Annotated in this window: 22 protein-coding genes and 1 pseudogene; 11 read left to right on the top strand and 12 right to left on the bottom strand. The window is 68.2% G+C overall.

The genetic code is table 11. From position 1 onward, the window contains the following. Nucleotides 1-75 precede the first annotated feature (75 nt). The 4 genes from OHU35_RS19550 to OHU35_RS19535 form a co-directional block, all read right to left on the bottom strand. Nucleotides 76-1164: an NlpC/P60 family protein gene (locus OHU35_RS19550; protein WP_405506173.1), complete on the bottom strand. Its 1089-nt coding sequence runs from the start codon at nt 1162-1164 to the stop codon at nt 76-78. A 212-nt stretch (nt 1165-1376) separates the two neighbouring features. After that, nucleotides 1377-2201: a class I SAM-dependent methyltransferase gene (locus OHU35_RS19545; protein WP_359893175.1), complete on the bottom strand. Its 825-nt coding sequence runs from the start codon at nt 2199-2201 to the stop codon at nt 1377-1379. A gap of 62 nt (nt 2202-2263) precedes the next feature. Continuing rightward, nucleotides 2264-2875, bottom strand: coding sequence for a dihydrofolate reductase family protein (locus tag OHU35_RS19540; protein ID WP_359893178.1), 612 nt, complete (start codon nt 2873-2875; stop codon nt 2264-2266). 108 nt (nt 2876-2983) lie between these two features. Further along, nucleotides 2984-3823 (bottom strand): calcium-binding protein, encoded by an 840-nt coding sequence (locus OHU35_RS19535; protein WP_405506171.1) that lies wholly within the window; start codon nt 3821-3823, stop codon nt 2984-2986. Between the two features lie 381 nt (nt 3824-4204). On the opposite strand from OHU35_RS19535, the gene mshA reads away from it, so the two are divergent. Both mshA and OHU35_RS19525 read left to right on the top strand, forming a co-directional pair. Continuing rightward, nucleotides 4205-5542: a D-inositol-3-phosphate glycosyltransferase gene (mshA, locus tag OHU35_RS19530; protein ID WP_189729438.1), complete on the top strand. Its 1338-nt coding sequence runs from the start codon at nt 4205-4207 to the stop codon at nt 5540-5542. Continuing rightward, complete coding sequence (locus OHU35_RS19525; RefSeq protein ID WP_189729436.1) at nt 5535-6044, top strand: YbjN domain-containing protein; 510 nt, start codon at nt 5535-5537, stop codon at nt 6042-6044. Before mshA ends, OHU35_RS19525 begins: the two co-directional genes overlap by 8 nt. Here OHU35_RS19525 and OHU35_RS19520 read toward each other — a convergent pair. Beyond that, nucleotides 6041-6847, bottom strand: coding sequence for an AraC family transcriptional regulator (locus OHU35_RS19520; RefSeq protein ID WP_189729434.1), 807 nt, complete (start codon nt 6845-6847; stop codon nt 6041-6043). The genes OHU35_RS19525 and OHU35_RS19520 overlap by 4 nt on opposite strands. A 49-nt stretch (nt 6848-6896) precedes the next feature. Between OHU35_RS19520 and OHU35_RS19515 the strand changes: the two genes are divergently transcribed. The 3 genes from OHU35_RS19515 (at nt 6897) to OHU35_RS19505 (ending at nt 9198) form a co-directional block, all read left to right on the top strand. Then, nucleotides 6897-7343, top strand: coding sequence for a DUF2000 family protein (locus tag OHU35_RS19515; protein WP_405506169.1), 447 nt, complete (start codon nt 6897-6899; stop codon nt 7341-7343). 101 nt (nt 7344-7444) lie between these two features. After that, nucleotides 7445-8137, top strand: coding sequence for a hypothetical protein (locus OHU35_RS19510; protein ID WP_405506168.1), 693 nt, complete (start codon nt 7445-7447; stop codon nt 8135-8137). Nucleotides 8138-8193: 56 nt separating this feature from the next. Further along, nucleotides 8194-9198, top strand: coding sequence for a hypothetical protein (locus tag OHU35_RS19505; RefSeq protein WP_405506167.1), 1005 nt, complete (start codon nt 8194-8196; stop codon nt 9196-9198). Nucleotides 9199-9205: 7 nt separating this feature from the next. Here OHU35_RS19505 and OHU35_RS19500 read toward each other — a convergent pair whose 3' ends face one another. From OHU35_RS19500 to OHU35_RS19475, 6 genes and pseudogenes are all read right to left on the bottom strand, one after another. After that, nucleotides 9206-9625, bottom strand: a complete 420-nt coding sequence (locus OHU35_RS19500) for a nuclear transport factor 2 family protein (RefSeq protein ID WP_405506166.1) — start codon at nt 9623-9625, stop codon at nt 9206-9208. Between the two features lie 67 nt (nt 9626-9692). Next, nucleotides 9693-10304, bottom strand: a complete 612-nt coding sequence (locus tag OHU35_RS19495; protein ID WP_359893197.1) for a DinB family protein — start codon at nt 10302-10304, stop codon at nt 9693-9695. 97 nt (nt 10305-10401) lie between these two features. Continuing rightward, on the bottom strand, nt 10402-12744 hold the full coding sequence (locus OHU35_RS19490) for a M48 family metallopeptidase (protein WP_189729422.1): 2343 nt from the start codon (nt 12742-12744) through the stop codon (nt 10402-10404). A gap of 721 nt (nt 12745-13465) precedes the next feature. Then, nucleotides 13466-13612: pseudogene (locus OHU35_RS19485) on the bottom strand (DNA mismatch repair protein MutT); the annotation flags it as partial. Between the two features lie 1853 nt (nt 13613-15465). Continuing rightward, complete coding sequence (locus tag OHU35_RS19480; protein WP_405506164.1) at nt 15466-16017, bottom strand: GNAT family N-acetyltransferase; 552 nt, start codon at nt 16015-16017, stop codon at nt 15466-15468. Further along, nucleotides 16014-16787 (bottom strand): GntR family transcriptional regulator, encoded by a 774-nt coding sequence (locus OHU35_RS19475; protein WP_405506162.1) that lies wholly within the window; start codon nt 16785-16787, stop codon nt 16014-16016. Before OHU35_RS19475 ends, OHU35_RS19480 begins: the two co-directional genes overlap by 4 nt. Nucleotides 16788-17143: 356 nt before the next feature. Here OHU35_RS19475 and OHU35_RS19470 point away from each other — a divergent pair, with 356 nt between their 5' ends. The 5 genes from OHU35_RS19470 (at nt 17144) to OHU35_RS19450 (ending at nt 22847) form a co-directional block, all read left to right on the top strand. After that, on the top strand, nt 17144-18184 hold the full coding sequence (locus OHU35_RS19470; RefSeq protein WP_405506161.1) for a sigma factor-like helix-turn-helix DNA-binding protein: 1041 nt from the start codon (nt 17144-17146) through the stop codon (nt 18182-18184). Beyond that, nucleotides 18181-18879, top strand: coding sequence for an HNH endonuclease (locus tag OHU35_RS19465; protein WP_405506160.1), 699 nt, complete (start codon nt 18181-18183; stop codon nt 18877-18879). The genes OHU35_RS19470 and OHU35_RS19465 overlap by 4 nt, the downstream gene beginning before the upstream one ends. A 59-nt stretch (nt 18880-18938) precedes the next feature. Next, nucleotides 18939-20561 (top strand): ATP-binding protein, encoded by a 1623-nt coding sequence (locus OHU35_RS19460; RefSeq protein ID WP_405506159.1) that lies wholly within the window; start codon nt 18939-18941, stop codon nt 20559-20561. Between the two features lie 251 nt (nt 20562-20812). Then, a complete protein-coding gene (locus tag OHU35_RS19455; RefSeq protein ID WP_405506158.1) occupies nt 20813-21052 on the top strand; it encodes a helix-turn-helix transcriptional regulator in 240 nt (79 codons plus the stop codon). 571 nt (nt 21053-21623) lie between these two features. After that, nucleotides 21624-22847, top strand: coding sequence for a tyrosine-type recombinase/integrase (locus OHU35_RS19450; protein WP_405506156.1), 1224 nt, complete (start codon nt 21624-21626; stop codon nt 22845-22847). 91 nt (nt 22848-22938) lie between these two features. On the opposite strand, the gene OHU35_RS19445 is transcribed toward OHU35_RS19450, so the two are convergent. After that, nucleotides 22939-23700, bottom strand: a complete 762-nt coding sequence (locus OHU35_RS19445; protein ID WP_189729420.1) for a phosphoglyceromutase — start codon at nt 23698-23700, stop codon at nt 22939-22941. Between the two features lie 149 nt (nt 23701-23849). Here OHU35_RS19445 and OHU35_RS19440 point away from each other — a divergent pair, with 149 nt between their 5' ends. Then, a complete protein-coding gene (locus tag OHU35_RS19440) occupies nt 23850-25145 on the top strand; it encodes an MFS transporter (RefSeq protein WP_189729419.1) in 1296 nt (431 codons plus the stop codon). The last annotated feature ends 55 nt before the right edge of the window (nt 25146-25200 follow it).

Raw genomic sequence — 25200 nt, 5'->3', positions numbered from 1 at the left:
CGCGTTTGCCGGTGAGCCCGGCGTGCGGTGGGTCACGTGGGTCGGGTCACCAAACGTGCCTGATGCCCGATATGTTCACCCGGCGTCGGTGCCGGGATCCGGCCTTACCACCCCGAGGATAGGCATGGATCCCGCTCCCGCGATGGTGATGTCCCGCCCGGGCCGCGGGGCGTGCACCATCGCCCCGTCGCCGATGTACATCGCGACATGGCTGGCGTCGTCGAAGTAGATGATGAGGTCGCCGGGCCGCATGTCCTGGACGTCGATGTGCCGCAGCTGCTTCCACTGCTCCTGCGAGGTGCGCGGTATGCCGCGGCCGGCGGATATCCAGGCCTGTGAGGTCAGCCCGGAGCAGTCGTAGGTCTTCGGCCCCTCGGCGCCCCACTGGTACGGCTTGCCGATCTGGGCCGTGGCGTACTCGACGGCCTTCTTGCCCTGCTCGGACGCCTTGCCGCTGATCTCGTCGAGGACGCCGGAGCCGAGCCAGGCGGACTGTGCCTCGGCCGCGGCCTCCTTCTCCAGCTCGGCGAGGCGCTTCTGCTCGTCCTTCTGCAGCTCGGACTCGACCTTCTCCGCCTGCTTGATCTGCTTCTCGATCTTCTTCTGCGCGGCGGCCTTGGCCTTGCGGCCCGCCTCCAGCTTCTTCCATTGCGCGGAGGCGTCCTTGGAGTACTGCTCCAGGTCCTCCTGCGTGCGGGTCAGTTCGCCGATCAGGCCCTTGGCCGCGTGCTGGCCCTGGCGGACCCGGACCGCTCCTTCGAGGAACTCCTGCGGGTCGTCGCTGAGCGTCAGATGGGCCTCGGGCGGCAGTCCGCCCCCGCGGTACTGCGCGGCGGCCGAGGCGCCGGCCCGGTCCTTCAGCTTGGCCAGCTTCTCCTTGCCCTTGACGATCTTCTTGGCCAGTTCGACGATCTCGGCGGACTGCTTGTCCGCCTTCTCCTCGGCGGCGTTGTACTCGTCGGTGGCACGGCCCGCGGCGCGGTAGAGCTTGTCGAGTTTCTTGCGTACGGCCTCGAGGTCCTTGCTGGGCCCGGGCGTTGGGCTCGCGCTAGGAGTGGGGGAGGGGCTCGGACTGGCGAACGCCGTGCCCGGTGCCGCCAGCACGGTGATCGCGCAGACCACGGTCACTGCCGTCGCGATCAGGCCACGCTTGCCCGTTCCCATACCTCAGCCCCCAACTGATTAACCGTCAGTAACATCCGGTTCGTCTGGGATGCTGCCATGCCGGCGCCCAAAGCGACAGAGGTAGTGCTTCCCGCCACCCCCGCACCGGTATGCCCCCGGCATGACGATCTCCCCGCCTGTGTGACGAACGACTCAAAGAGATCGTTCCCGGCGAGCCATGCCGAGCCAGCCGACGGGCGATGCCGGTGAGCTCAGCCTCGCGGGGCCAACGCCTCCCACCGCACCGTCACTTCGCCCTGCCGCCACCGCACCGGACCGTCCGCCACCGGCCAGTCCGCCGTCAGGTCCCGAACCGCCCGGATCCACCGCTGCCGGGCGCCGTAGGAGGCGTAGGGCGCCGCGGCCGCCCAGGCGCGGTCGAAGTCGCGCAGGAAGGCGTGCACCGGCTCGCCCGGGACATTGCGGTGGATGAGCGCCTTCGGCAGGCGTTCCGCCAGGTCCGAGGGGCGCTCCAGGGAGCCGAGACGGGTCGCGAAGGTGACCGTGCGCGGCCCCTCCGGGCCGAGGGCGACCCACACGTGCCGGCGCCCGATCTCGTCGCAGGTCCCCTCGACCAGCAGTCCGCCGCGCGCGCCGGTGGCCGGGTCGGCCGGGGCGAGCCGCCCGCACAGCCGCTCCCACACGGCCGCGACCTCGCCCTCCTCGTACTGCCGCAGCACGTTCGCCGCCCGGACGAGCAGGGGCCGCTGCGGGACCGGGATCTCGAAGCCGCCATGCCGGAACACGAGCCCCGCCCGCTCGTACGGCAGCGCCGCCGCGACCCGGGCGGGCTCGATCTCGACGCCCACCACGCGCGCGCGTGGCGCGACCGTACGCAGGCGGTGCAGCAGTTCGACGGCCGTCCAGGGGGCGGCGCCGTACCCGAGGTCGACCGTCACGGGGTCGGCGGCACGGCGCAGCTCCGCGCCGTGCGTGGCCGCGATCCAGCGGTCCATCCGGCGCAGGCGGTTGGGGTTGGTCGTCCCGCGGGTCACCGTTCCCACGATGCGGGGGTGGGTCGCTGCGCGGGATGTCATGCGTACGAGGGTATGCGGCCTTCAGGAGCCGCTTGGCGGCTGGAGCGGCTCCCCGGGTGTCCTCAGGCGCCGCCCCCGTACGTCCCGAACTCGGGAACCCCCGTCGACTCGAAGACATGCACCGACAGCCCGCCCGGCGTCGTCCGGTGGTCGGTGAGCCGCAGCCCGGCCGGGGCCCCGCCGTCCGGGAAGAGGCGGCGGCCCTGGCCGACCACGACCGGGGCGATCGCCAGCCGCAGGGTGTCGACCAGCCCGGCGGCCAGCAGGGACTGCGCGAGCCGGGCGCTCCCGTGGATCTGGATCTCCCGGCCGGGCAGCCGCTTCAGCTCCGCCACCCGGGCGGGGACGTCGCCGGACAGGATCGTGGTCGGGTTCCAGCCGGCCGTGGTCAGGCTGTGGGAGGCGACGTACTTCGGCAGGCCGTTCAGTACGGCGGCGGCGGGATGGTCGGTCATCGTCGGCCAGTCCCGGGCGAAGTTCTGGTAGGTGCGGCGGCCGAGCAGCAGCGCGTCCGCCTCACCGAGCCAGGTGCCGACCAGCCGTTCGAACTCCTCGTCCAGATGCGGCACGAACCAGCCGCCCCGCTCGAAACCGTCGCTGGTGTCCTCGTCCGGGGCGCCCGGTCCCTGGGAGACACCGTCGAGCGTCAGGAACTCCTGCACCACGAGCTTCATCGTGACCCTCTCCTCTCCTCAGTGAGTCAGACGCCCCGGGACGCGGAAACTCATCGGTCCCGTCCCCCCTCGAAAGGGGAGAACTGTCAGTCCAAGAAAGGAGGTCCGTCAGTCCTGGCGGACGATGTTCCTGCCCGGGCCGCCGGAGAGCGTGTCCGCGCCGGGGCCGCCGTACAGCTCGTCGTCGCCGCTGTTCCCCCAGATCCGGTCGGCGCCGCCGTTCCCGTGCAGGATGTCGTTGCCCCTGCCGCCGTAGATCTCGTCGTCGCCGGCCCCGCCGTAGACCGTGTCGTCACCGTCGTCGGCGCGCAGGATCTGGTCGCCCGCACCGCCGTGCAGGACGTCGTCGCCCGCGCCGCCGTCCACGATCTCGCCGTCGATGCCGGCGTAGAGGGTGTCGTCGCCGGTACCGCCGCCCGCGTACCCCAGCGCGCCCGCCCGGATGGTGTCGTCGCCCGCGCCGCCCTGCACCGACGTGCCGTCGACGCGGCTGCCGGTGGCGCCGGTCCATCGGTCGGCGCCGTCGCCCAGCTCGACCGTGTTGAAGTAGTAGACCTGGTCGGTGACGTTGTCGAAGGAGGCGGTGTCGGCGCCGTCGCCGAGGTCCATCTCCATGGAGTTGAGCGGGGACTGGCTTTCGGGGGCCTCGACCGTGCAGGAGATCTTGGTCTTGTCCGCGCTGTCGGGATGGCCGCAGCCGTTCCCGGCGCTGATCGGGACGACATCGTCGATCACAAAGGTGAACCGGGAGCGGTCGCCGGTGAAGGACTGGGTGATGGCCACCTTGTTGGCCTGCCCGGGGGCGGCGGTGTAGGTGAGGTGCCAGCCGTACTCGTTCACCGAGGCGGTGGCCGTCGGCTGCGCGGCCCCGGCCGGGCCCGCCAGGGCGATCGGGACGGCCAGGGCTGTGCCGAGAAGGGGCGTCAGAACCGTCGCCGCGCGTAACATCCGGCGGCCGATGAGGCGAGAGGGCATTGCAGAACCTCCGTGAGGCAGTGGTCGATCCTTTTGTTGGTTGTGACCGGCGGGGCAGGAGCCCGGTTGTCCGCGGAACCGGAATCGACAGCCTTTTCACGACGGGGACAACGCCCGTGACCTGCGATTTCCGATCGAGTTCACCTGCCTGTCACGCTCCCGGGCCCGGCGGGCAAATGAGCCCTTAGGGAGCCCTTCACCCTCGAACGGTTGAGCGGTGAGCGGTAATGATTCGGTAAAAGTCGCGAACAGGGACACGAACGGGGAAATGGAGTGCCCCCTTCCGGTGTTCACCCCCGTGCAGGGCACAGCGCGTCCTGCGCGAGGCATGCCCGGAGCGAGGAGGAACGCCACGTGAGCCAGTACATCGGCAGGCTCGGGCGGCGCTCCGCGTCCGCGCCCGCGCGACTGAGGCTGCACCGCAGGCCCCGCCGGGTGGCCATGCTCTCCGTGCACACCTCCCCGCTCCACCAGCCAGGAACCGGCGACGCCGGCGGCATGAACGTCTACATCGTGGAACTCGCGCAGCGCCTCGCCGCGATCAACATCGAGGTCGAGATCTTCACGCGCGCGACCGCGGCCGCCCTCCCGCCCACCGTCGAGCTGGCCCCCGGCGTCCTCGTCCGGCACATCGACGCCGGCCCCTATGAGGGCCTCAACAAGGAGGACCTCCCCGCCCAGCTGTGCGCCTTCACCCATGGCGTCATGCAGGCATGGGCCCACCACCGCCCCGGCCACTACGACCTGGTCCACTCCCACTACTGGCTCTCCGGCCACGTCGGCTGGCTCGCCGCCCAGCGCTGGGGCGTCCCCCTGGTGCACGCCATGCACACCATGGCCAAGGTCAAGAACGCCAACCTGGCCGACGGCGACAGCCCCGAGCCCGCCGCCCGCGTCATCGGCGAGACCCAGATCGTCGCCGCCGCCGACCGCCTCATCGCCAACACCACCGAAGAGGCCGACGACCTGGCACAGCACTACGCCGCCGACCTGGACAAGCTCGCCGTGGTCCACCCCGGCGTGAACCTGACCCGCTTCTCGCCCGCCGACGGCCGTGCCGCCGCCCGCGCCCGCCTCGGGCTGCCCCAGGACGCGCTGATCCCGCTCTTCGCGGGCCGCATCCAGCCCCTGAAGGCCCCCGACGTGCTGCTGCGGGCCGTCGCCGTCCTCCTCGACGAGCGCCCCGAACTCCGCTCGCGCATCCTCGTCCCCGTCGTCGGCGGCCCCAGCGGCAGCGGCCTCGCCAAGCCCGAGGGCCTGCAGAAGCTCGCCGCCCGCCTCGGCATCGCGGACGTCGTACGGTTCCGCCCGCCGGTCGGCCAGGAACAGCTCGCGGACTGGTTCCGCGCCGCCTCCCTCCTGGTCATGCCCTCCTACAGCGAGTCCTTCGGACTGGTCGCCATAGAGGCCCAGGCGGCGGGCACCCCGGTCCTCGCGGCGGCGGTCGGTGGCCTGCCGGTGGCCGTGGACGACGGACACACCGGCTTCCTCGTAAGCGGCCACAACCCCGCCGACTACGCGCGCGTGCTGCGCGACTTCGCCGACGACCCGCAACTCGCGCCCCGCATGGGCGCGCAGGCGGCCCGCCACGCCCAGTCCTTCGGCTGGGACACCGCGGCCGCCACCACGGCGGACGTCTACACGGCCGCGATGCAGGCGCACCGCCGTCGCGTACGCTCGCACCATGGGTGACACCGGTCAGGAACAGCGCGCGGCACAGGTCATCGAGGGAGTGCTGAAGGACGCCGACCTGGAGTGGGAGAGCCCCGAGCCCGGCACCTACGTCGCACAGCTCCCCGGCACCCGCAAACTCAAGACCACGGTCTCCCTGCTCGTCGGCCGCCACTCCCTCTCCCTGAACGCCTTCGTCATCCGCCACCCCGACGAGAACGAACCGGCCGTCCACCGCTGGCTGCTGGAACGCAACCTCAAGCTCTACGGCGTGAGTTACGCCGTCGACCAGCACGGCGACGTCTACGTCACCGGCCGGGTCTCCCTGTCCGCCGTCACCGCCGACGAGCTGGACCGCCTGCTGGGCCAGGTCCTGGAAGCGGCGGACGGCAGCTTCAACACCCTCCTGGAGCTGGGCTTCGCCTCGGCGATCCGCAAGGAGTACGAGTGGCGGGTGTCCCGGGGCGAGTCGACGCGCAACCTGGACGCGTTCGCGCACCTCACGCAACGCCCGGAGCGCTAGCTCCGGTCAGGCCCTTCCCGATACCGCCCGGGCGGCACCCCCACCAGCCTCCGGAAGTGCCGGGTGAGGTGCGACTGGTCGTAGAACCCGGTCGCCACCGCCACCTCGCTCGGTGTCCGCCCCTCGAGCAGCAGCCGCCGGGCGCGGCCCACGCGCAGGGACGTCAGGTACTGGTGCGGGGCGATGCCGTAAGCGGCACTGAACGCCCGTACCAGATGGGCCGGATGGGCACCGACGAGCGCCGACGCCTCACGGAGCTCCACCCCCTCGACGACCCGCTCGTCCAGCAGTTCGCGCAGCCGGCGTGCGAGGGCGGGATCGGCAGGCCGTGGGGAAGCGGGGTCGCCCCGCAGATGCCCGCGCAGCCGCTCCCCGACGAACAACAGCCTGCTCTCGGCCTCCAGTTCCTCTCCGGGCCGCACCAGCGTGCCGTGCAACTGCCCGACGCGCCGCCGCAACAGCGGATCGCGCAGGTCGGGCCGGTCGACGGCGGCCCCGATGAGCTCGTCACCGAGATACGTCCCGTCGAGATACAACACCCGCTTGCGGAAGCCCTCCGCGGTGACGGGAGAGCCGTTGTGCGGCACATGCGGCGGCAGCAGTGACACGGTGTCGTGCGGCGTGCCGTGCTCGTGCCGGTCGAGGTCGTACCGTACGGCGCCGGTGTCGACGATCAGCAGCGTCCAGGCCTCGTGGACGTGCATCGGATACGCGTACTCCGTGAACCGCGCGTGGAAGACCTCGACGACACCCGCGACAGGGGGCCGCCAGGCGGAGACGGTCCGGGAGGACTCGGAGGCCATGCAAAAAACGTACAAGACCCCGGCGTGGGCCGCCCGGCACGCTCGCATCATGAACACCGAACCATCCACGGAGCCGGTCGAGCCGATCCGCTTCGACACGAAGATCGCCGTGCTGCTGCGTGAGGACCTCGAGCAGTGGCAGCGCCTCAACGTCACATCGTTCCTGGTCAGCGGCCTGGGCACGCAGCTTCCCGAGGTGATCGGCGAACCGTACGAGGACGCGGACGGCGTGCCCTACCTGCCGATGTTCCGCCAGCCGGTCATGGTCTTCGAGGCCACGAAGGAAACCCTGACCACGGCCCACAGCAGGGCCTTGTCCCGCTCCCTGCCCCGCGCGCTCTTCACGTCCGACCTGTTCTCGACGGGCAACGACCGCGACAACCGCGCGGCCGTACGGGCGGTGCCGACGGCGGACCTGGACCTGGTCGGCCTCGCGGTCTACGGCCCGAGGAACGCGGTGGACAAGGTGGTGAAGGGGGCGCGGATGCACCCGTGACCCTTGGGCCGTGCCGTCGCGTCGGCGGAGCGACCAAAGTCGGGGGCACGTAGACCAACGGCTGATGACAGGACGGACGGCACGTCCCGAGACTCTTTCCCATGGAGGAAGCCAAGAAGGACCGCATGGGAGCCGAACTCGCGGAATCGACCTGGGCCATCGTGTTCTTCTGCGTCGGCTGCGGTGCCGCCGCCGGCGCCCTGCTCCCTCTCCTCGCCCGCTGGCTGCTGATGCTCCCGTGGGCACCACTGGAGGGCCCGGCCGAACTGCTGACCTCGATCCCGGAACCCGCCCTCACCCTGGGCACGGTCGCGGTGGGCGTACTCGCGGGCCTGCTGCTGGGCTTCGTCGCCGTGCATGAGTCCCTGTCGGTGAGCATCTCCGCCACACACCTGACCCTCACCATCAGGGAGAGCACGCGGGAGTTCGCCCGCGAGGAGATCGCGGTGCTGTTCAGGGACGGCAAGCACCTGGTCGTCCTGGCCCAGGACAGCACGGAACTGGCCCGGGAGCACAGCGGTCTGTCCTGGCCACGCCTCATCGCGGCGCTTTCCGCGCACGGCTACCCCTGGGCGGAAGAGGACCCGCACCGAGCCGACTACCGCCGCTGGGTCCCCGGCACCCCCGGCCTCCCCGAGGGCGCGGACGCCCTGCTCAGGGCACGCGCGCGGGCCCGAAAGGACTCGGACGACGCCGACGACGCCCGAGAGCTGCGCGGTGAACTGCTGCGGCTCGGCGTGGTCGTACGGGACGAGGAGCAGCGGCAGTACTGGCGGCTGGTCGGGCGGGCCTGACGCGCAGGGCGCCCGGGCCCCTCGCAGCGATAAAATCCGCCGCGGGAGGGATGCCCGTGACCCGAATACCCGGCTTACGTGCCCTGCTCATACTCTTCGTCGCCACGGCGGCGGTTGCCGGCTGCGCGGGCCGGGGCCCGGACACGGCCCCTGACAGGGGACACTCTCCGGCCGCATCGGTACCTCGCCCGGCCATCCACCTCGGCACGGACGGCGATCGCGCACTGGTCCCCGGCGGACCGCCGCTCCCCTTCCGCGTCACTGTCGCCGGCCTCACCGAGACGCAGGCCGCCCGGCGCGTACTGGCGCTCTACATCGGCACGGTCCCGGACCGGCTCCAGATCCGCGAAGACGGAACGTGGCGCGATGTGCCGCTCCAGTGGACCAACGAGCAGGACGACGACGGGGAGTTCGCTGCCGTGCTGCCGCTCGCGCACCGCGGCAAGGCGCGCAAGCAGATCGAGTTCCGGCTCTTCACCGCCGACCAGCGGCGCAGCTATGTGGACGGCCAGGTGCCTGCGGTGGCCGACACCATCGCCGCGCAACTGGCCCCGGCCCGGAAGGGTTGGGTTCCGGATACCCACCCGGCGGCGTCCGCGTCACGTGTGCGCCTTCCGGTCGATCCCACTCACCTCGCCGTCGAGGTTCCGCAACTGCTCAAGGCGACCGAAGGCGGTCCACCCGTGGAGTGGGAGGTGCGGGTGCGCAACGAGGCGGGCAAACGCACACGCTCCGGCCTGCGCATCGCGATCACCCTCAGCCCCGGCGCGGTCGGCCAGTCGGTCAGCCGCCCGCACTGGGCGATCGACCGCGGGGGCAGCTGGGCCGACCTGACGGGCCGGGCGCACGTCGAGACGGACGAGTTCGCCCTCGCGCCCGGGGAATCCCGCACGGTCCGCATTCGCATCGCTCTGCCGACCGGAGCCACGTCGAAGAACACCGGCGAACTCGCCGCGGCCCTGTCCGCGGCGGTCTCGGCCCCTTGGTGGCCCTCCGACCCGGACGAACCTTCGGGAGTCGCCCTCGACCCGGAGTCCACGAACGTCCTGGCCGAGGGCTAGATCGCGGTCACGGGGCGCAGGCCTCGGCGATCGACAGGCTGTTCTCGTAGAGGTGGTGCCGCGTGATCCGCCCGCCCTCGACGGTGAGCCGCAGCGCGAACGGCCCCTCGAAGGACTTCCCCGTCGCCCGTACGGTCCCTGCGAGATGCCCCATCAAGACGGCGTCGGTGCCGTCGACGAGAAACGTGTCGACGGAAGCGCGGGCGTCTTCGGGCACGGTGTACTCCATCAACTCCGCTGCCTGCGCGGCACACTCCGCAGCGCTGGACCGCGGACGTATCCACGGCACTCCCGGATTCTCGGCGAGCACCCAGTCGACCTTGTCGGCGAAGAGCGCGGTGAGCCCCTCGATGTCCCCGGCGAGACGGAGCTCGAGGAACTTCTGAACGGTGGCCCGGGTCGCGTCGGCGGTGGTGGTAGGCGTCATGAAGCCCAGAGTGCCGGGACACCGCAGGAGCGTCGATTACGTCCCAGGTAAGGAGAGTCGGCGTCCATCACTGCCCCACGCGACCGTCGATCAGCTCACGCAGCAGGTCGGCGTGACCGCAGTGCCGCGCGTACTCCCCGATCTGCGCCACCAGGACATCGCGCAGCTGAAGCTGTCCACCGGGTTCGGGCCCGAGGTCGGAGAACCCGGCGTTCCGGGTGGCGAGATCGCCGACGCCGGCCAGGTACCGATCGGTGAGTTCCACTTCCACCCGCCACTGCCGCCAGGCATCCTCCACGACCACCGGGTCGGCGACCGCCCCGTTCCAGTCGCCGTCACGATCCTCCTCGGTCCGATACAGCTTCGGCGCGTCCTCACCGGCCATCACCCGCCGAAAATGCCGCTCCTCCTCCGTCAGGTGCCGCACCAGCCCGAGCAGCGACATCGTCGACGGCGGCACGGACCGCAGAGCCATCTGCTCGGCGTCCAGGCCCGCGCACTTCATCTCCAGGGTCAGTCGGTAGTGGCGCAGGTTCTCGAGCAGGGTGCTGCGCTCATCGACGACTTCGGTGTCGCTCTCGCGCGGATCATCGTCCGGATCGACCCACATGTCGGGGTAGACGGTCGACTGCGTCCATCGAGCCACGGCTCGTTCATTGGTGTGCTCATCCGAGACCATGGGGGCATGGTGTACGGGGCGAGAAGGTTCCGCCACTGGATATCGGGCTTCCCAGATCCGGCGGAGGGCCCGCATGCCTGGTCGGCACGGGTCATCCCTAAAAGACGTCTGGCTTTTTGCCTACCTCCCCAACCGGGACGAGAGGTCTGAAATCGCCACGATCCGTTTGTTCATGGAATGCCTTTGCCAAGGTCTCCCACCTGTTTGCCAGTTGCGTGCAGAGCTTCGATATGTCATCCGCAGATGGCGAACTTGGCAAATTTCCCATGCACCATTTCCGACGCTCTGCAAGAATTTTTGCCAATTCCTTGATTCGCTGCTCTCTCTCTTTGAGGACGTGCGTCAATTCGGTAGAGCAGTCGCGGGCGTCATCGCCATATAGGTCGATCAACGGGTCGTCACTGAAAGAGGGATGGGGAATTGCAAATTCGTACGCCACGTCATTCGGTGAGGAGTCGTGCCCGAATTGACGCATCGCGTTGATGAATTTGTAGCGCGTCTGCCAATGTCGCCGGTTATTAATCAATTCAGCTACCAGATCCCACCCTTCCTTTTCCTTCCTGAGCCACTCATGGAGCCTCTTCTGCGATAGGCTCCCATTCGAGGTGCGCGCGCTGCGGTAATCCCATACGGCGGCAGCCATGGAGGCCGACTTTTCGATAAGTAGCTGCTCGTAATACAGCAGTTCTATATCTTGAACATTGTCAGGGCGAGGTTGGTTCGGACATGTCGTGGGGAAGTGCCGTTTTGCCCAGTGGGAAAATTCTGGCCTTCTGTGAAGAACGACAAGATCGGGGTCATCCTCCGTAACCCATGAGCGAATTGAGCTGGCAAATCCACTGTCCTGAAGTCGCAAAGATTTTTCAAGTGATTTCACAGATCTGTCGGCAAAATCCTCATCCTTCTCCGCGGTAGGGGAATGGTTGTCAGACGAGCCCGGCTTGGTCGGGGTTATGCAGACGGCATAAATACAGGCGACATCGTAGAAGTCCTGCCAATGCGGAGACAGGCGGGAAAGCCTCATGCCGTGACGGCCGAACGATACTCGGCGTGATACCTCCTGTGCGTCGATAGGCCAGTGCATTCTCACCGATCCATGCGCAAACTCGAACGTGCGTATCGCTTGCCAGATCGCATTCGCGATGGCTGGCCTCTTGATGACTCTGTAGGCTGCCAAGTACTTAAGGCCGCGGGAATCGGCTGCTCCCCCAAGGCGAAGGTTCCGGGTCCAACACCGCCGGACCGGGTTACACAACAACAAGAGGCGTAGAGCGGCTCGTGGAATTTTCCGCTCTGGGATGCTCCGCGGGAAGAAGTAGGCTCGACTCAATTGCTGCGCCTTGACTTGCCCCAGGAATTGGAAGAACTCTTGCTGAAGTAGCCTCTCTGGGTCCTTTCCGAGAGACCCGCCAGGGAGCACTCCGTCAATTTCATGGTCGTTTGACTTCCCTTCGTGATCACAAAGGTATAGCTGGAAACCTTCAAAGTCACTTGTGAAGATCTCCTTAATTTGACCACGAAGGTCTGTGCGCTCTTTCGCTCGTGGACCGGAAAGCTCGTAAGGTGGCGACCAATCCCCGCTCAAGCGCTCACCCATACCCAGCAGGATCGCCTGCCGATATCGAGCCATGAGTAGGGGAACCCTCCACCAGCCCCTGCGAATAGATATACCTTTCCTGCGGAAATAAACTGGCTTCCTCATGAGAGCGTGGTAAATCTTCAGGTCCATATTCGAGGGGGCGAGGTCAATTACGCCTTCATATGTGACAAGTGCATCGAGATAAAGTCCAAGCTGCTCTTGAAGCAGGCCGACCTCAAGTCGAAGGTATGGATTGCGAGGGTCGAGATTAAAAGCCTCGTAATAGTGCCCAAGTGCTTCGTCGAAGCGCCTCTCCGCCTTGCATTGCTGTGCTTGTTGGACAATCTTGAAAAGTGGGCCCGGGATGGCAAGCCGCCGCCATGCCTGCCATGGCGGTTTGTCTACGAGTTTTGTCAGCGGCAAGATGAAAGCGCATACGTCGTACGCCGCTTTGTCTATGGCCAGTTCCCAGGTCTCATCTGTACAGGTGATGGGCTGGCTGGCCCACTTAGGCAGCACCATGACCTGTACGGTCACTCCGCGCTTCCCGTCCTCACTGTTGAAGAGAGCACCGTTAACCTGATAGGCGTAACTGATGTTTCCTGCAGCCAGTAGTTTTCCGATGTTTATAGCCAAGCTCGCGCCGACGTTCCTTGTGTCCACCGTCGGACTGCGCAACACCTCCGCAAAATCAATTTGCTGCGCTCCTCCTGGAATCGGTGCCGGGGCTTGAATGTTTACCTCGTTGAGCCTCTCGCGGAAGTAGGTGGTCAGTCTGTCTGTTGCCAGATTATGTCTGATCGTCTCATCCCTGAGCGGTGTCACGGAAATGGGCCCCGGTGTGTTGATTTTCAGGGCCATGCTAAACCTTCGCCAGCAATAGATGGCTATCAGGAAGAAGATGGCAAGGATAAAGAATCTGAAGGGTCGCAAATGCCATAGGATCTGCAGAATCCAGTTTCCTTCCCGCTTTGTGAAGTCGGCCCAAAAGGCCGACACTCCACAGAGTACGGCCACAGCTGCGATTATGCAGAGAGACAGCCACAGTGTAGGTCGAGGCTTGGGGACGGTAGCCTCGGCCCAGTAGCCTTGATTTCGGCTCCTCCGAGACATGAGTGCCTCCAGAACGGAGTGAGCGTATGCCGCCCAGGCAACCTCTATTAACGAGTCTAAGAAGCATTGCTTCAGCTCGCACCTTGGCGCCGACGCAGACACATGATGGCGTCTCGTTTCAAGCATGCTATTGATGAATGGTCAATTTCCTCCAAGTGAATGATTGCAACCTGCCGGTGTCATGGTCCACCGCATTCGGACCACGCTCACCTTCCCGTCGGGCACGAGAGCGAGTCGCACTCGGTACACAGGAGGAATGGCGTTCCGTCGGCCTTGAAGTGGTATGGGTGGACCCACTCCTGGCCGCAGACGACTGATTGCTGTCCGTGCCGCGCGCAGTGAGCGGAGCGAGCCGCCGCCTTGCCTGGTGGACGGCGGATCGGAACAGCCGAGTCCCGGGCCTACCCCAGATACGGCGTCGGGCGGTTTCGAGGAAGTGTTGGAGCCGTAGGCGCTGGGTGTGGTGCATGGGTAGGGCGTCCAGGTCGGAGGGCAGGATGCGGCCCTGGTCGTCGGTGACGACTGCCGATGCGGCCACGACGAGGCTGTTGGGGGTTGGGGCTGCGGGGTCGTCGTAGTACTCGGTGCGGGCCGCTAGGTCCCCAGAACTGCTGATCGTGCATGAGTGCCAGTTGGCAACGTGACTCGATGCCGTGGCCGAACTGATCCTCTGAGCCCCGATGTTGAACGTTGAGGGAGTCAGCGTCCCCCAGCGCGATGAGGATCGTGCCGCCGGCCTCTGCCCGCTCGCGTAGCAAGTCGTTGAGGCGGGAGTACGCCTCATGCAGGTACACGGTCGCGTACATCAGGACGTCGATGCGTTCACGTGCTGCGGCGATCACGTCGATGAACACGGAGACCGGCAGGTCCGCGGGCGTACAGGCCGACCAGTTCCGGGCCGACCGCCCGTGCCGTCTTCGCCTGCCGCAGTGCCGGCCGCAAGGCGTGTACGGTCCTCTCCCGGAATGTCGGCGGCCTTGAAGGCGGTGCGACGCCGGGGCACCCGTGCGGTTGTCGTCGTCAACCCACAGATCCATGGTGAGCGGGTCCTCGGGAGTGGCCTCTGACGGCCCAGACACGGCCCACCCCCACCAAAAAGCCCCCACCCCGCGAAGAAACCGCAGGCCGGGGGCTCACTGGCGTCGAGTTACTTCTTCTTCCCCTGGGTCTGGGGGGCCCGTTTTCCGGGCCTGGTCAGAGGGGTAGGCACCCCAACTGACCTGCCATCGAGCCGTCGTTGGTGGTCGTTGTCTGTCGTTGGCTGTCGCTCTCGGAGGGCCCACAGGGGGCCCGGCTCGGGCCACAGCAGAGACCGAGAAGGACCGCCCTTCGGGCGGACGTTCTTCGGCCGCCTCCCCAATCAGGGCCCCACGACCGTGGGCGGCTATCCGGACGCAGTCTCTGCCTGACACCTCCTGACAGTCAGGACCCCTCTGACACCCAAACCCCTAGGCAGGCGCGGGTGTCACCCGTTCTGACACCTGACGCTGACACCCTCTGACACCCGGCTCTGACACCCCACGCCGTACGCGTCCGGAGACGGCAATCCAGGGCGGGGGACTCCCCACCGCCCCGCCCTGGAATGCCGTCGTCGGGGCCTTCCAAGGGGCAGACGGCAGACCAGGCGGGCCCCGTCCGGCCGATGCCGCTCCGGGTGGCTTCTGGAGGCGTTTCCGCAGGGGGCAGGACGGCCGTGCCCACCGCACTCCTGCCCCCGCCGGAAAAGCCGTCCCTACTCCTCCTAGAGAGTTGAGGGGAGACAGCGTCCGCAGTGTCCGCCGGTCCTCCCCTACCCCCTCTGACCTGCACTTTTCCTGTGGACGCTAAACAAAATGTGTAGCGTCCGCCAGTGTCCGCAGCGTCCGGCCACCCTCCGCTACTAAGAGCCGATTTCCGCAGGTCACAGCCCGCTCTTAGTAAGGGGCGGGTGCGGACGCTGTGGACACTGGCCAGACGAGAAGAGACCACCTCCGCCGCCGGGTGGTCTCTTCGTCCTGGCACACGCCAAGTCGGACACCGCTGCTGGCACACGACAAGAAGAGCACGCGCCACGTGCGGGGTGCTCTTCTTGTCGTGTGCCAGGCGAGAGCGGCACCTCCGGCCCTCCCAGGGCCGGAAAACGCGTTCTGACCTGGGATGCGACAAGCGACAAGACAAGACAAGCGACAAGCCACACGACAAGCGAGACGACAAGCAACGCGACAAGCCACCGGTCGGCGCCTGAGCACTCGGGAGCTCCCGTCACACCGTCACACGTGACGGCTGCGTCACACCCAAACCCCTAGGCAGACCCGCTGTGACGCGGGCGTCACACCACCTCACACTGGGCCATCACACCCGCCCACCGGCCAGCGTCACACTTCGGGCAGACCAGCGAACGCGCGCGACGGAGCCCAGCAGGCACGGCGGCCGTCGCGCGCGAGCGCAGCTCGCTGCCAAGGGTCGCGCGGCCGTAGCCGCACCTTCTTCTCATTTCACAGCAGACGTCTCGTCGACGAACCCGTGGTCGGCCGGTTGCGTGGCGCGCTGGGCAAGCCATCCCGAGACACGGGGCCCGCCGTTCACCGCGACCCCTTCCCGGACGGTCCGCACGTGCTCGAAGCCCTGACGCAGGTAATAGCGCTGTAGCGCCTCGTTCGTCGTCCAGGCGTCAAGCCTCAGCCACTTCACTGAGGACCGAAACGCCGTGTCTCCGGCCCAGTCGAGCAGTCGACCGCCGAGGTTCTGCCCGGCGTGCGTCCGGGCAACCGTCAGCTTGTTTATGAACAGAGACGGCTCACTCAGTTCCTGTTCAGTCCACAACCCCTCTTCCGCTTCCGGCGTCAGGGTGATGGTTGCTGAGGTCACCTCTCCGTCCCGCACCATAAACACGGTTCCGGATTCGATCGTCGCCAAGAGTCGGTCGGCCGGATAAGGACGGCTCCACTGGTCAGACCCCAACTCGCTGAGCCACCCGGCCGCTTCCTGCCGGAAGGCAAGCAGCTTGGGCAAGTCTTCCGGCCGGGCAAGAGTGATCTTCACTTAGGGTCGTCCTCATTTCTGGCGGACAGGTCGCCGATCTCATAGTTCATCCGGTTCAGGTCACCCCTGAAGGTCGTGACCGTGCATCGGATGGGCCTCTCGGATGAGTAGCCCGTCCGCGTCCACAACAGCACCGGTACCCCTGCCCCGATCTCCAGCAAACGGGCTTCATCCGGCGTTGGCATGCGCGTAGCGATCTCGTCGTAGTAGCCGATCTGCTCGATGCCCAACCCCGCCATGTAGCGGGTCGTGCCTTCGGCGATATCACCCGGTTCGGTAAGGCGGGGGGCCTTCGAGATGAGCCAGTCCGGATAGTGCGTGGCCTGCGTCGACCATGGGACGTCGTCCACGAAGCGATGGCAGAAGCGAAGTACCGAGGTGGAGCCCTTATCCACCTTCAGCCGCTCAGCGATGTAGTCCGGCGTCGGAGTCATCTCAACCCGGAAGGTCTGGTGCGGCCGGCGCCCCGCGTTCGTGACGTCCGTGTTGTACGAGTCGCCGTTCTGCGGGAACGTCAGATTTTCGAAGCGAGAGGCATTCAGCTCGAACACCTCATGCTTCCGTACTTCGTACCCGAGTCCCTGACTGGACGAGATCAGCCCTTCACTGGCCAGCAACTTCAGACCAGCGCGCACAGTGTTCCTGGACGCCTCGAACTGGGCCTGGAGGTCGTTCTCCGAGGGCAAGCGGGCCCCCGGCGGGTACGCACCGCCCACGATGTCGCGGCGAAGGGCATCGGCCACCTGGTGGTACTTCGGCTGCTTGCTCATGACTCCATCATGACGCACTCGGTCAACTTGTTGGTACATGTCGTTCCTCACCTCTTGACGTCTCACGCTCCGTCGGTGCAGCATCACTACATCAGCTTGTACCAACAAGTTGAGCAGGTGGACCAACGCGCCTAAGTGTGCCCACCTGTGCCCATAGGGAAGCCCCGGCAGCACAGGGCTTACCGGGGCTCCGTAACAGGGAGCGGCCACCTACCGCCAAGCAGTCAGCCGCTCCCCGACCCATAAGGGGTGCATCAATCATGCCTGGAACCAGCGTGGAACATGCGGCCGACCGGCCCGGACCCCAGGGCGACGAGCCGATCCGAGGAAAGACCCGTAACGGGGAGGTCGTACCGATGACGGCTGAGCAGTCGGCGCGGCTGGGCTCGCTGTACGAGCAGTACGGGGCCCGGATGGTGCGCTACTCGTACTCGCAGCTCAAGCGGCGTGGGTACGACAGCGCGAGTGCGTGGACGGTTGCGGAGGACATCGCTCAGGGGATGTGGGTGCAGGTGGCCCGTGACGGCGCTCGCGGTCCGCTGCTGGGTGACGAGTCGCTGTCGGAGGACTCGGTTCGTGCGCTGCTGTTCTACAAGACCAAGCACCAGGTTCTCGGCTACGTCAGCGGCCGGGCGGCTGGTGAAGTCGTGGTGGACTTCGCCGACCCGGTGACCTGCAACTGGCTGTGCCCGCTGATGCCGAGCGGCTGCGCCCTGGTCGAACTGCCCGTCTACCTGGCCACGATGGTCGAGGCGCTGCCCGAGCAGGAGCGCGCGGCGCTGCTGCTGATGCTGGATGGGCTGGACCCGCGCTCGATGGCCGAACAGCTCGGGTGCGGCGATTCGACGGCCGTGCGAATGGCTGAGTCGGCCGTGCTGATGCTCCAGATCGACAACCCGGAGCTCTCGCGTGAGCCGGTAGCGCTGGAGTCGCTTCCCCAGTGGGAGCGGGAGGCGCTGTCGGAGCTGAGCCCGGAGCGTCGGGCGGCGCTGCTGCGGCTGGAGTCGACGACGCGTCAGGCGCTGCTGCTCAAGCACCAGGGCCTGAGTAAGCGCGAGATCGTCAAGAGGCTGGGCCTGAGCCACGACGCGACCGCAGCCATCGTGCGGTGCGTGTCGGCCCCCGGCGCCAAGGCCGCGCCGAAGGCCAAGAGCACCGGGCGGCGCGCGAACTCGAAGTTCGCCCAGGTCGCAGACGCTCTGCGCAAGGACATCAAGGCCATGCGGCCCGGTGACCGGCTCCCGCGCCGTGTGGATCTGATGGCGCGCTTCGGGGTCGGCAGCCGCACGATCGACAACGCGTGGGCCGTGCTGCGCGGTGAGGGGCTGATCGAGGCCAACGGCGCGTACGGCTACACCGTCGCCCGCTCCCAGGACGACATGAGGCAGGCGGCGTGAGCAAGCGTCCGCCGCATCTGAACTCGCACCGGCGGCGAGCCCGTAAGCAGCGGCTCGCCGCCCGCGACGGGCAGCAGTGCTACTACTGCCGCCGCCCGTTCCGGGAGCTCCGGGAAGCCACCGCCGACCACATCGTCCCGGTGAGCCTGTGGCGCACCTGGTCGGCATCGGCGCTCGTGTTGGCCTGCCGGTCGTGCAACGACGCGAAGGCCAACCGGCTCCCGCTCTCGCTCGCGCTGCTGCTGTGCGCGACGTTCCCGTCGACGGGCGTCAATGACGCTTCGACGCCCGTCGACGCGCAGGACAGCGGCACGTCTCTCACCAGCGTGACGACCCGCGTCACACCCACCGTCACGCCCCGGGACGATGCGGGTTCGACGCCCGTCAAGCGGCCCGTCGACGCCCCGACTGTTCACGTCGACGGCCCCGCGCTCACGGTCGCTCACGACGTGTTCACGGCGCCGTTCACGCTCGCCGCGTGGCGGTTGCTGGCCCGACTCGCACACACCCATCAGCCGACTTTCGCGGCCGTGTGGTCGCCCGACTCGACCGCCCGACGGTCGACCCCTGACCGGCGTGAATCGACCTGCCACGGCCGCCGTGAACAGCGGCCGTCGGCCCGACCGAACTGCCTGCGCGCGCCCCGACCGGTGCGGACGTGCGCGGGCCCGACCGGAGAGGCGGTGCCCGCGTGAACGCGGTGAACACCCCCGTGAACGGATCGCCCCGACCCGTGAACGGAACAGCCCGACCAGTGAACACGGTGAACGCCGCCGTGAACACCGATCCGCACACCGACCCCGCACGGCCCGACCGCACGTCCACACGGGCAGGTCGCACACCCGCACGGCCCCCGCACACGGACGGAGACGGCAAGCCACCGCCCGCCGCCGCACGCATCGTGAACATGGCGCGTGAGCAGTACCGGTTCGTGACGTCCACCGACGGCCGCCCCTACGCGGTCGCCCTGGACGGTCCGAACATCGCGCTCCCTCTGCGGGGCCGGGCCGGTGTGCGTCAGCGGCTGGCCCGGCAATTCGCGGACGCCTACCCCGGCGAGGTCGCCTCACAGTCCGCCCTCGCGGATGCCATGACCGTGCTGGAGGGCATCGCCGAGGACACCGACCCGGTGACGGTGAACCTGCGGGTGGGCCGCGACCCCGCCGGCGCCATCGTGGTCGACCTCGGCAGCGCGGACGGCCGCGCGGTCGTCGTGACCGGTGTCGGCTGGAACGTGGTCGACCGGGCCCCGGTGCTCTTCCGCCGATCCGGCGCCATGGCGCCCATGCCCGAACCCGTCGTGGACGGGGACGGGTTGGCCAAGCTGCACGCGCTGCTGAACATGGACGAGTCCGCGTTCCGTCAGCTCGTGGGCTGGCTGGTCGCGGCCTGGATTCCGGACATCCCCCACCCGGCGCTGGTGTGCAAGGGCGAGCAGGGCACGGGCAAGTCCAAGGCCGCGCAGATGTTCATCAACCTGGTCGACCCCTCCCCGGCCGCCAAGCGCAGTCAGCCGCGGGACGAAAAGGCGTGGTCCCGGCAGGCGTTCAGCTCATGGGCGCTCTGCCTGGACAACATCAGCACGATCCCGCCATGGCTCTCGGACACGCTGTGCAAGGCCGTGACCGGAGACGGGGTAGTCGACCGGGCCCTGTACACCGACGACGACGTGGTGGTCCTCACCTTCAAGCGGGTGCTGGCCATGACCACCATCGACGCGGGAGCTCTCGCCGGGGACCTCGCCGAACGGGTGCTGCTGCTGGACTTGCAGCTCATCGACTCCACCCGGCGCCGCTCGGAGGAGGAGTTGGACGCCACCTTTGAGGCGGTCCGTCCGGCCGTGCTCGGGGCTCTGTTCGATGTGCTGGCGTGCGCGCTCGCGGTGCTTCCCGACGTGCGGCTGGAGTCCATGCCGCGCATGGCCGACTTCGCCCGCGTCCTGGCGGCCGTCGACCAGACCCAGGGCTGGAACACCTTGGGCGACTACCTCGCCACGTCGGCGAACGTCGCCACGGACGCGATGGAGGGCGACCAGTTCGCCATGGCCATTGCCGCCCTGGTCGACCAGGCGGGCACGTGGCAGGGCACGGCCGCTCAGTTGCTCGAAGTCCTCCCCGCCCCGCTCGTGCGTCCGCCGAACTGGCCCAAGGACGCCACTCGCGCAAGCGGCAGGGTCAAGCGCCTCGCCCCGCTGCTGCGGTCTATCGGGATCACCGTCGACGACACACAACGTAGCCGCGACCGGCACCGACACCGACTCCTCACCCTCTCCCGCGCACCCGACGAAGACGAGTCAGCGTCCACACCCGAACAAGCCTCCCTCTGGCCGGAGGTCGCCCCGCCGGGGCACGGCAGAACCCAACCCGACCAGCACTGACGTAGCCGGAATGCCCACCGGGCCGGGCCGCACACCAGCGGCCCGGACACGTCGAAGCTGCGGACGCTACAGCCGTCCAGCGTCCACAGCGTCCGCCCTAGCGTCCACACCCCTCACCCCCACTGGCCTGCCATAACGCGACCGTGCGGACGCTGGGGCGCTGCGGACGCTGGAATGCACCAACTCTCTAGAACGGCCGCCCGGCACCACTCCCACGCACCGCACCCCGGACACGAGGAGTTACCACCATCATGGCCACCGACCAGCCGACCGACCCGCGCGCCCTCCTGCGCGGCGGCCTCCCCGACCGCTACCTGACCCCCGAAGACCTGGTCACCATGTTCAGCCTCCCGAGCGTCGAGACGGTCTATCAGTGGCGCCGCAAGCGCATCGGACCGCCCGGCTTCCGCGTCGGCCGCTATCTCCGCTTCAACCCCGCCGCCGTACAGGCGTGGGAGGCCGAACGGACCGCCCTCGGCGACGCGGCCTGAGCCGTCCAGCCGACGGGGAGGCACCGCCCGCCGGGCCGGGGAGGTGGGGAGAACTCCCCCACCGCCTCCCCGGCCCGCATCCCCCGTAGTGACCAGCGCAAAGACCCGTTCGGGGAGGCGGGGAGGCACCGCCGGAACCCTCCCGAAAACCCCCTCCTGAAGCCTCTCCGAGCCCCTGCCTCCGCCTCCCCGCCGAGCCCCGATGGACAGGGAGGGACGCCCGCCCGGCTAAGGGAGGCAGGGAGAACTCCCTGACCGCCTCCCTGACCCGCCTCCCTCTGCCTGACCAGCGCGGACACCCCCTCAGGGAGGCAGGGAGGCACACCCCCGGCACCCCCGAAAACCCCCTCCGAACGCCACCCGACATCCCCTGTCCCAGCCTCCCTGAGCCCCCGCCCGACGCTGCTACCGGTAGCACCCCCACCCACTACCGGTAGCAACCCCGCTAGCAACCCAAACCCCAACTGATCAGGCCCGTAGCGAGTAGCGGGCCCGACCCAGCACACCCCGAAACCGGCCGGACGGGCCTCACCAGGCCCCGCCGTGTCCTGCTACAGAGGAAGAGAGTCACATGTCAGGCAGCATTCAAGACCGCTGGTTCAGGACCGAGACCAGCACCAGCGGCAAGACCGTCCGCGTCAAGACCGAGCGTCACGGCACCGGCCTGAGGTACCGGGCCCGCTACTTCGCGCCCGACGGCAAGCGCAAGTCGAAGTCGTTCGCCGACGGACAGAAGCGTCTCGCTGAGCAGTGGCTCAGCAACATCAGCGCGGACGTGGCGCGCGGGCAGTACATCGACCCGAACGCGGCCAAGACGTCGTTCCAGGACTTCGCGGAGAAGTGGTTGGAGAGCCAGAGCGGCGACCCGAACACCCGAGCGTCGATGCAGTCTCAGCTCAAGCTTCACGCCTTCCCTCGCATCGGGGCCCGGCCTCTGGGTGGGTTCCAGCCCAGCCACATTCGCGAGTTCGTGACCCAGCTCGAAGCTTCCGGCATGTCCGGGTCGTACGCCCGCGTGATCTTCTCCAACGTGCGCGCCATCCTGAGCGCGGCCGTAGAGGACGGTTATCTGCCCCGGAACCCCTGCAACTCCCGTACGGTGACGCTCCCCGAGATGGGCGCGCGCCGTGTGGTCCCGTGGCTGCCGGAACGGGTCTTCGCGATGCGCGGCGCCCTGGTCGAGCGGTTCCGGCCCATGGTCGACGTGGGAGCCGGGTGTGGTCTCCGACAGGGCGAGATCCTCGGGCTGTCGGTCGAAGAGCTGGACTTCGACAACGCCACGGTGCACGTCGTCCAACAGCTCAAGCTGAGCCTGAGTACACCCGTGTTCGCCCCGCCGAAGGGCGGCAAGCTGCGGGACGTGCCGTTGCCCGACCCTGTGGCGGACGCGCTCAAGGCGCACATGAAGCTCTTCCGCCCGATAGAGATCACGCTGCCGTGGATGCGCGCCGGCGGCCCGCCCGTGACCAAGCGCCTGATCTTCACCGGCCCGCTCGGTGGACACGTCTGGCGCACGTCGCTGAACGAGGACCACTGGAAGCCCGCGCTCGCCAAGGTGGGCGTCATCCCCGCTGCGAAGAGCCGGGAGCATGCCGCCGCGCGTGAGCACGGCATGCACGCGCTCAGGCACTTCTACGCGTCCGTGCTGCTGGACGCCGGGGAGAGCATCAAGGCCGTCAGCGAGTACCTGGGGCACTCCGATCCGGGGCTGACGCTCAAGGTGTACGCCCACCTGATGCCCACCAGCCGGGACCGTGCGCGGAAGGCACTCGGCAAGGCTCTTCGGCCTGACTGATCACCGGCACTGAGGGCCCACAGTGGGCCCGGGCCGTGAAAATGCCCCCGACCCGCGCCATTCGCGCAGTTCGGGGGCATGATCACAAACTCTACTTCTTCTTCCCCTGGTTCTTGACCGCCTCAATGGCAGCCGCAGCCGCCTCAGGGTCCAGGTAGGTCCCCCCCGGCTTCACCGGCTTGAAGTCCGAGTCGAGCTCGTACGACAGCGGGATGCCCGTCGGGATGTTGAGGCCCGCGATGTTCTCGTCGGAGATGCCGTCGAGGTGCTTGACCAGGGCGCGCAGCGAGTTTCCGTGGGCTGCGACCAGGACCGTCTTGCCCGTCAGCAGGTCCGGGACGATCGCGTCGAACCAGTAGGGGAGCATGCGGTTGACGACGTCCTTGAGGCACTCCGTCTGCGGGCGCAGCTCCGGCGGGAGGGTCGCGTAGCGCGGGTCGGAGAACTGGGAGTACTCGGCGTCGACGTCCAGCGCCGGGGGCGGGGTGTCGTAGGACCGGCGCCACAGCATGAACTGCTCTTCGCCGAACTCGGCGAGCGTCTGCGCCTTGTCCTTGCCCTGCAGGGCGCCGTAGTGGCGCTCGTTCAGGCGCCAGCTGCGGTGGACCGGGATCCAGAGGCGGTCGGCGGACTCCAGGGAGAGCTGCGCCGTGCGGATGGCGCGCTTCTGGAGGGACGTGTGCACGACGTCGGGGAGCAGGCCGGCGTCCTTGAGCAGCTCGCCGCCGCGCGTCGCCTCCTTCTCGCCCTTCGCGGTGAGGTTGACGTCCACCCAGCCGGTGAACAGGTTCTTCTCGTTCCACTCGCTCTCGCCGTGGCGGAGGAGGATCAGCTTGTACGGTGCGTCGGCCATGCCCCAGAGCGTAATCCACGCATTCGCCCGTTCGCGTGGCTGCCCGGCAGGCGGACGCTTGACCGGATCCGTTAATTGAGTGGCCGCCGTCAAACAGCCGCTCGTAACGTGTGACTCCTGCGTGTGCCACTTACGCCCCGGGGGAGTCCATGCCGTACGCCGTCCGCGCCAGACGTGCTGTCCAGGAGACCGTCTCGGGGCTGCCCCGCGAGTTCTGGTGGCTGTGGACCAGCACGCTGGTCAACCGGCTCGGCGCCTTCGTCGCCACCTTCATGGCGCTGTACCTGACGCTCGACCGCGGCTACTCCGCCACGTACGCCGGTCTGGTCGCCGCCCTGCACGGGCTCGGCGGAGTGATCTCCTCGCTGGGCGGCGGGGTGATGACCGACCGGCTGGGCCGGCGGCCGACGCTCCTCATCGCCCAGGCCTCGACCGCCCTGTCCGTCGCGCTCCTCGGATTCGTGCGCGACCCGGTCGCGATCGCCGGTGTCGCCTTCCTCGTCGGCATGGCGAGCAACGCCTCCCGGCCGGCCGTGCAGGCGATGATGGCGGACATCGTCCGGCCCGAGGACCGGATCCGCGCCTTCTCCCTGAACTACTGGGCCATCAACCTCGGCTTCGCCGTCTCCTCCATGGCCGCGGGGTTCATCGCCGAGGTCAGCTACCGCGCCGGGTTCCTGATCGAGGCCTGTATGACGATGGCCTGCGCGATCCTCGTCTTCCTGAGGCTGCCGGAATCGAAGCCGGCCGAGACGGCCGAGACGGGGAGTGCGAAGGCGGTCCGGGACGACTCCGTCAGCCTCGGCACCGTGCTGCGCGACAAGCGCTTCATGAGCGTCGTCGGGCTGTCCTTCCTCGTCGCGCTGATCTTCCAGCAGGGGTCGGTGGGGCTGCCTGTGGCGATGGGTGAGGCCGGGTTCACGCCGGCCGAGTACGGCATGGCGATCGCCGTCAACGGCGTACTGATCGTCGTCCTGCAGATCCCCGTCACCCGGTTCATCGAGCACCGCGACCCCCGCCGGCTGCTCGTCCTCTCCTCGCTCCTCGCGGGGTACGGCTTCGGGCTGACCGCCTTCGCCGGGTCGGTCGGCGTCATCGCCCTCACGGTGTGCGTGTGGACGCTGGCCGAGATCGTCAACGCCCCGACGCAGACCGGCCTGGTCGTCCGGCTGTCCCCGCTGCACGGACGCGGCCGCTACCAGGGCATGTACACGATGTCCTGGTCCGTCGCCGCCCTCGTCGCCCCGCTGCTGTCCGGCTTCGTCATCGACCGGGTCGGGGCGGAGTGGCTGTGGGGGCTGTGCGCGGTGGTCGGGACGGTGGCCGGGCTGGGATACGGGGCGTTGATGCGGCGACTCCCGGAAGAGCCGACGGAGGAGAAGCAGGGGGAGCCCGCTGCCGAGGCCCTAGGGCAGGTCCCGGAGGGTTCCGCCTCCGGCCCCTGATCCCGTTCCGGGATGTTCCCGATGGTCTACGGATACGGCGCTTGATGAGCTGTTT

This window comes from Streptomyces purpurascens (assembly GCF_045040895.1).
GTDB lineage: Bacteria > Actinomycetota > Actinomycetes > Streptomycetales > Streptomycetaceae > Streptomyces > Streptomyces purpurascens.
This window is presented reverse-complemented; position numbering and strand designations above follow the sequence as displayed.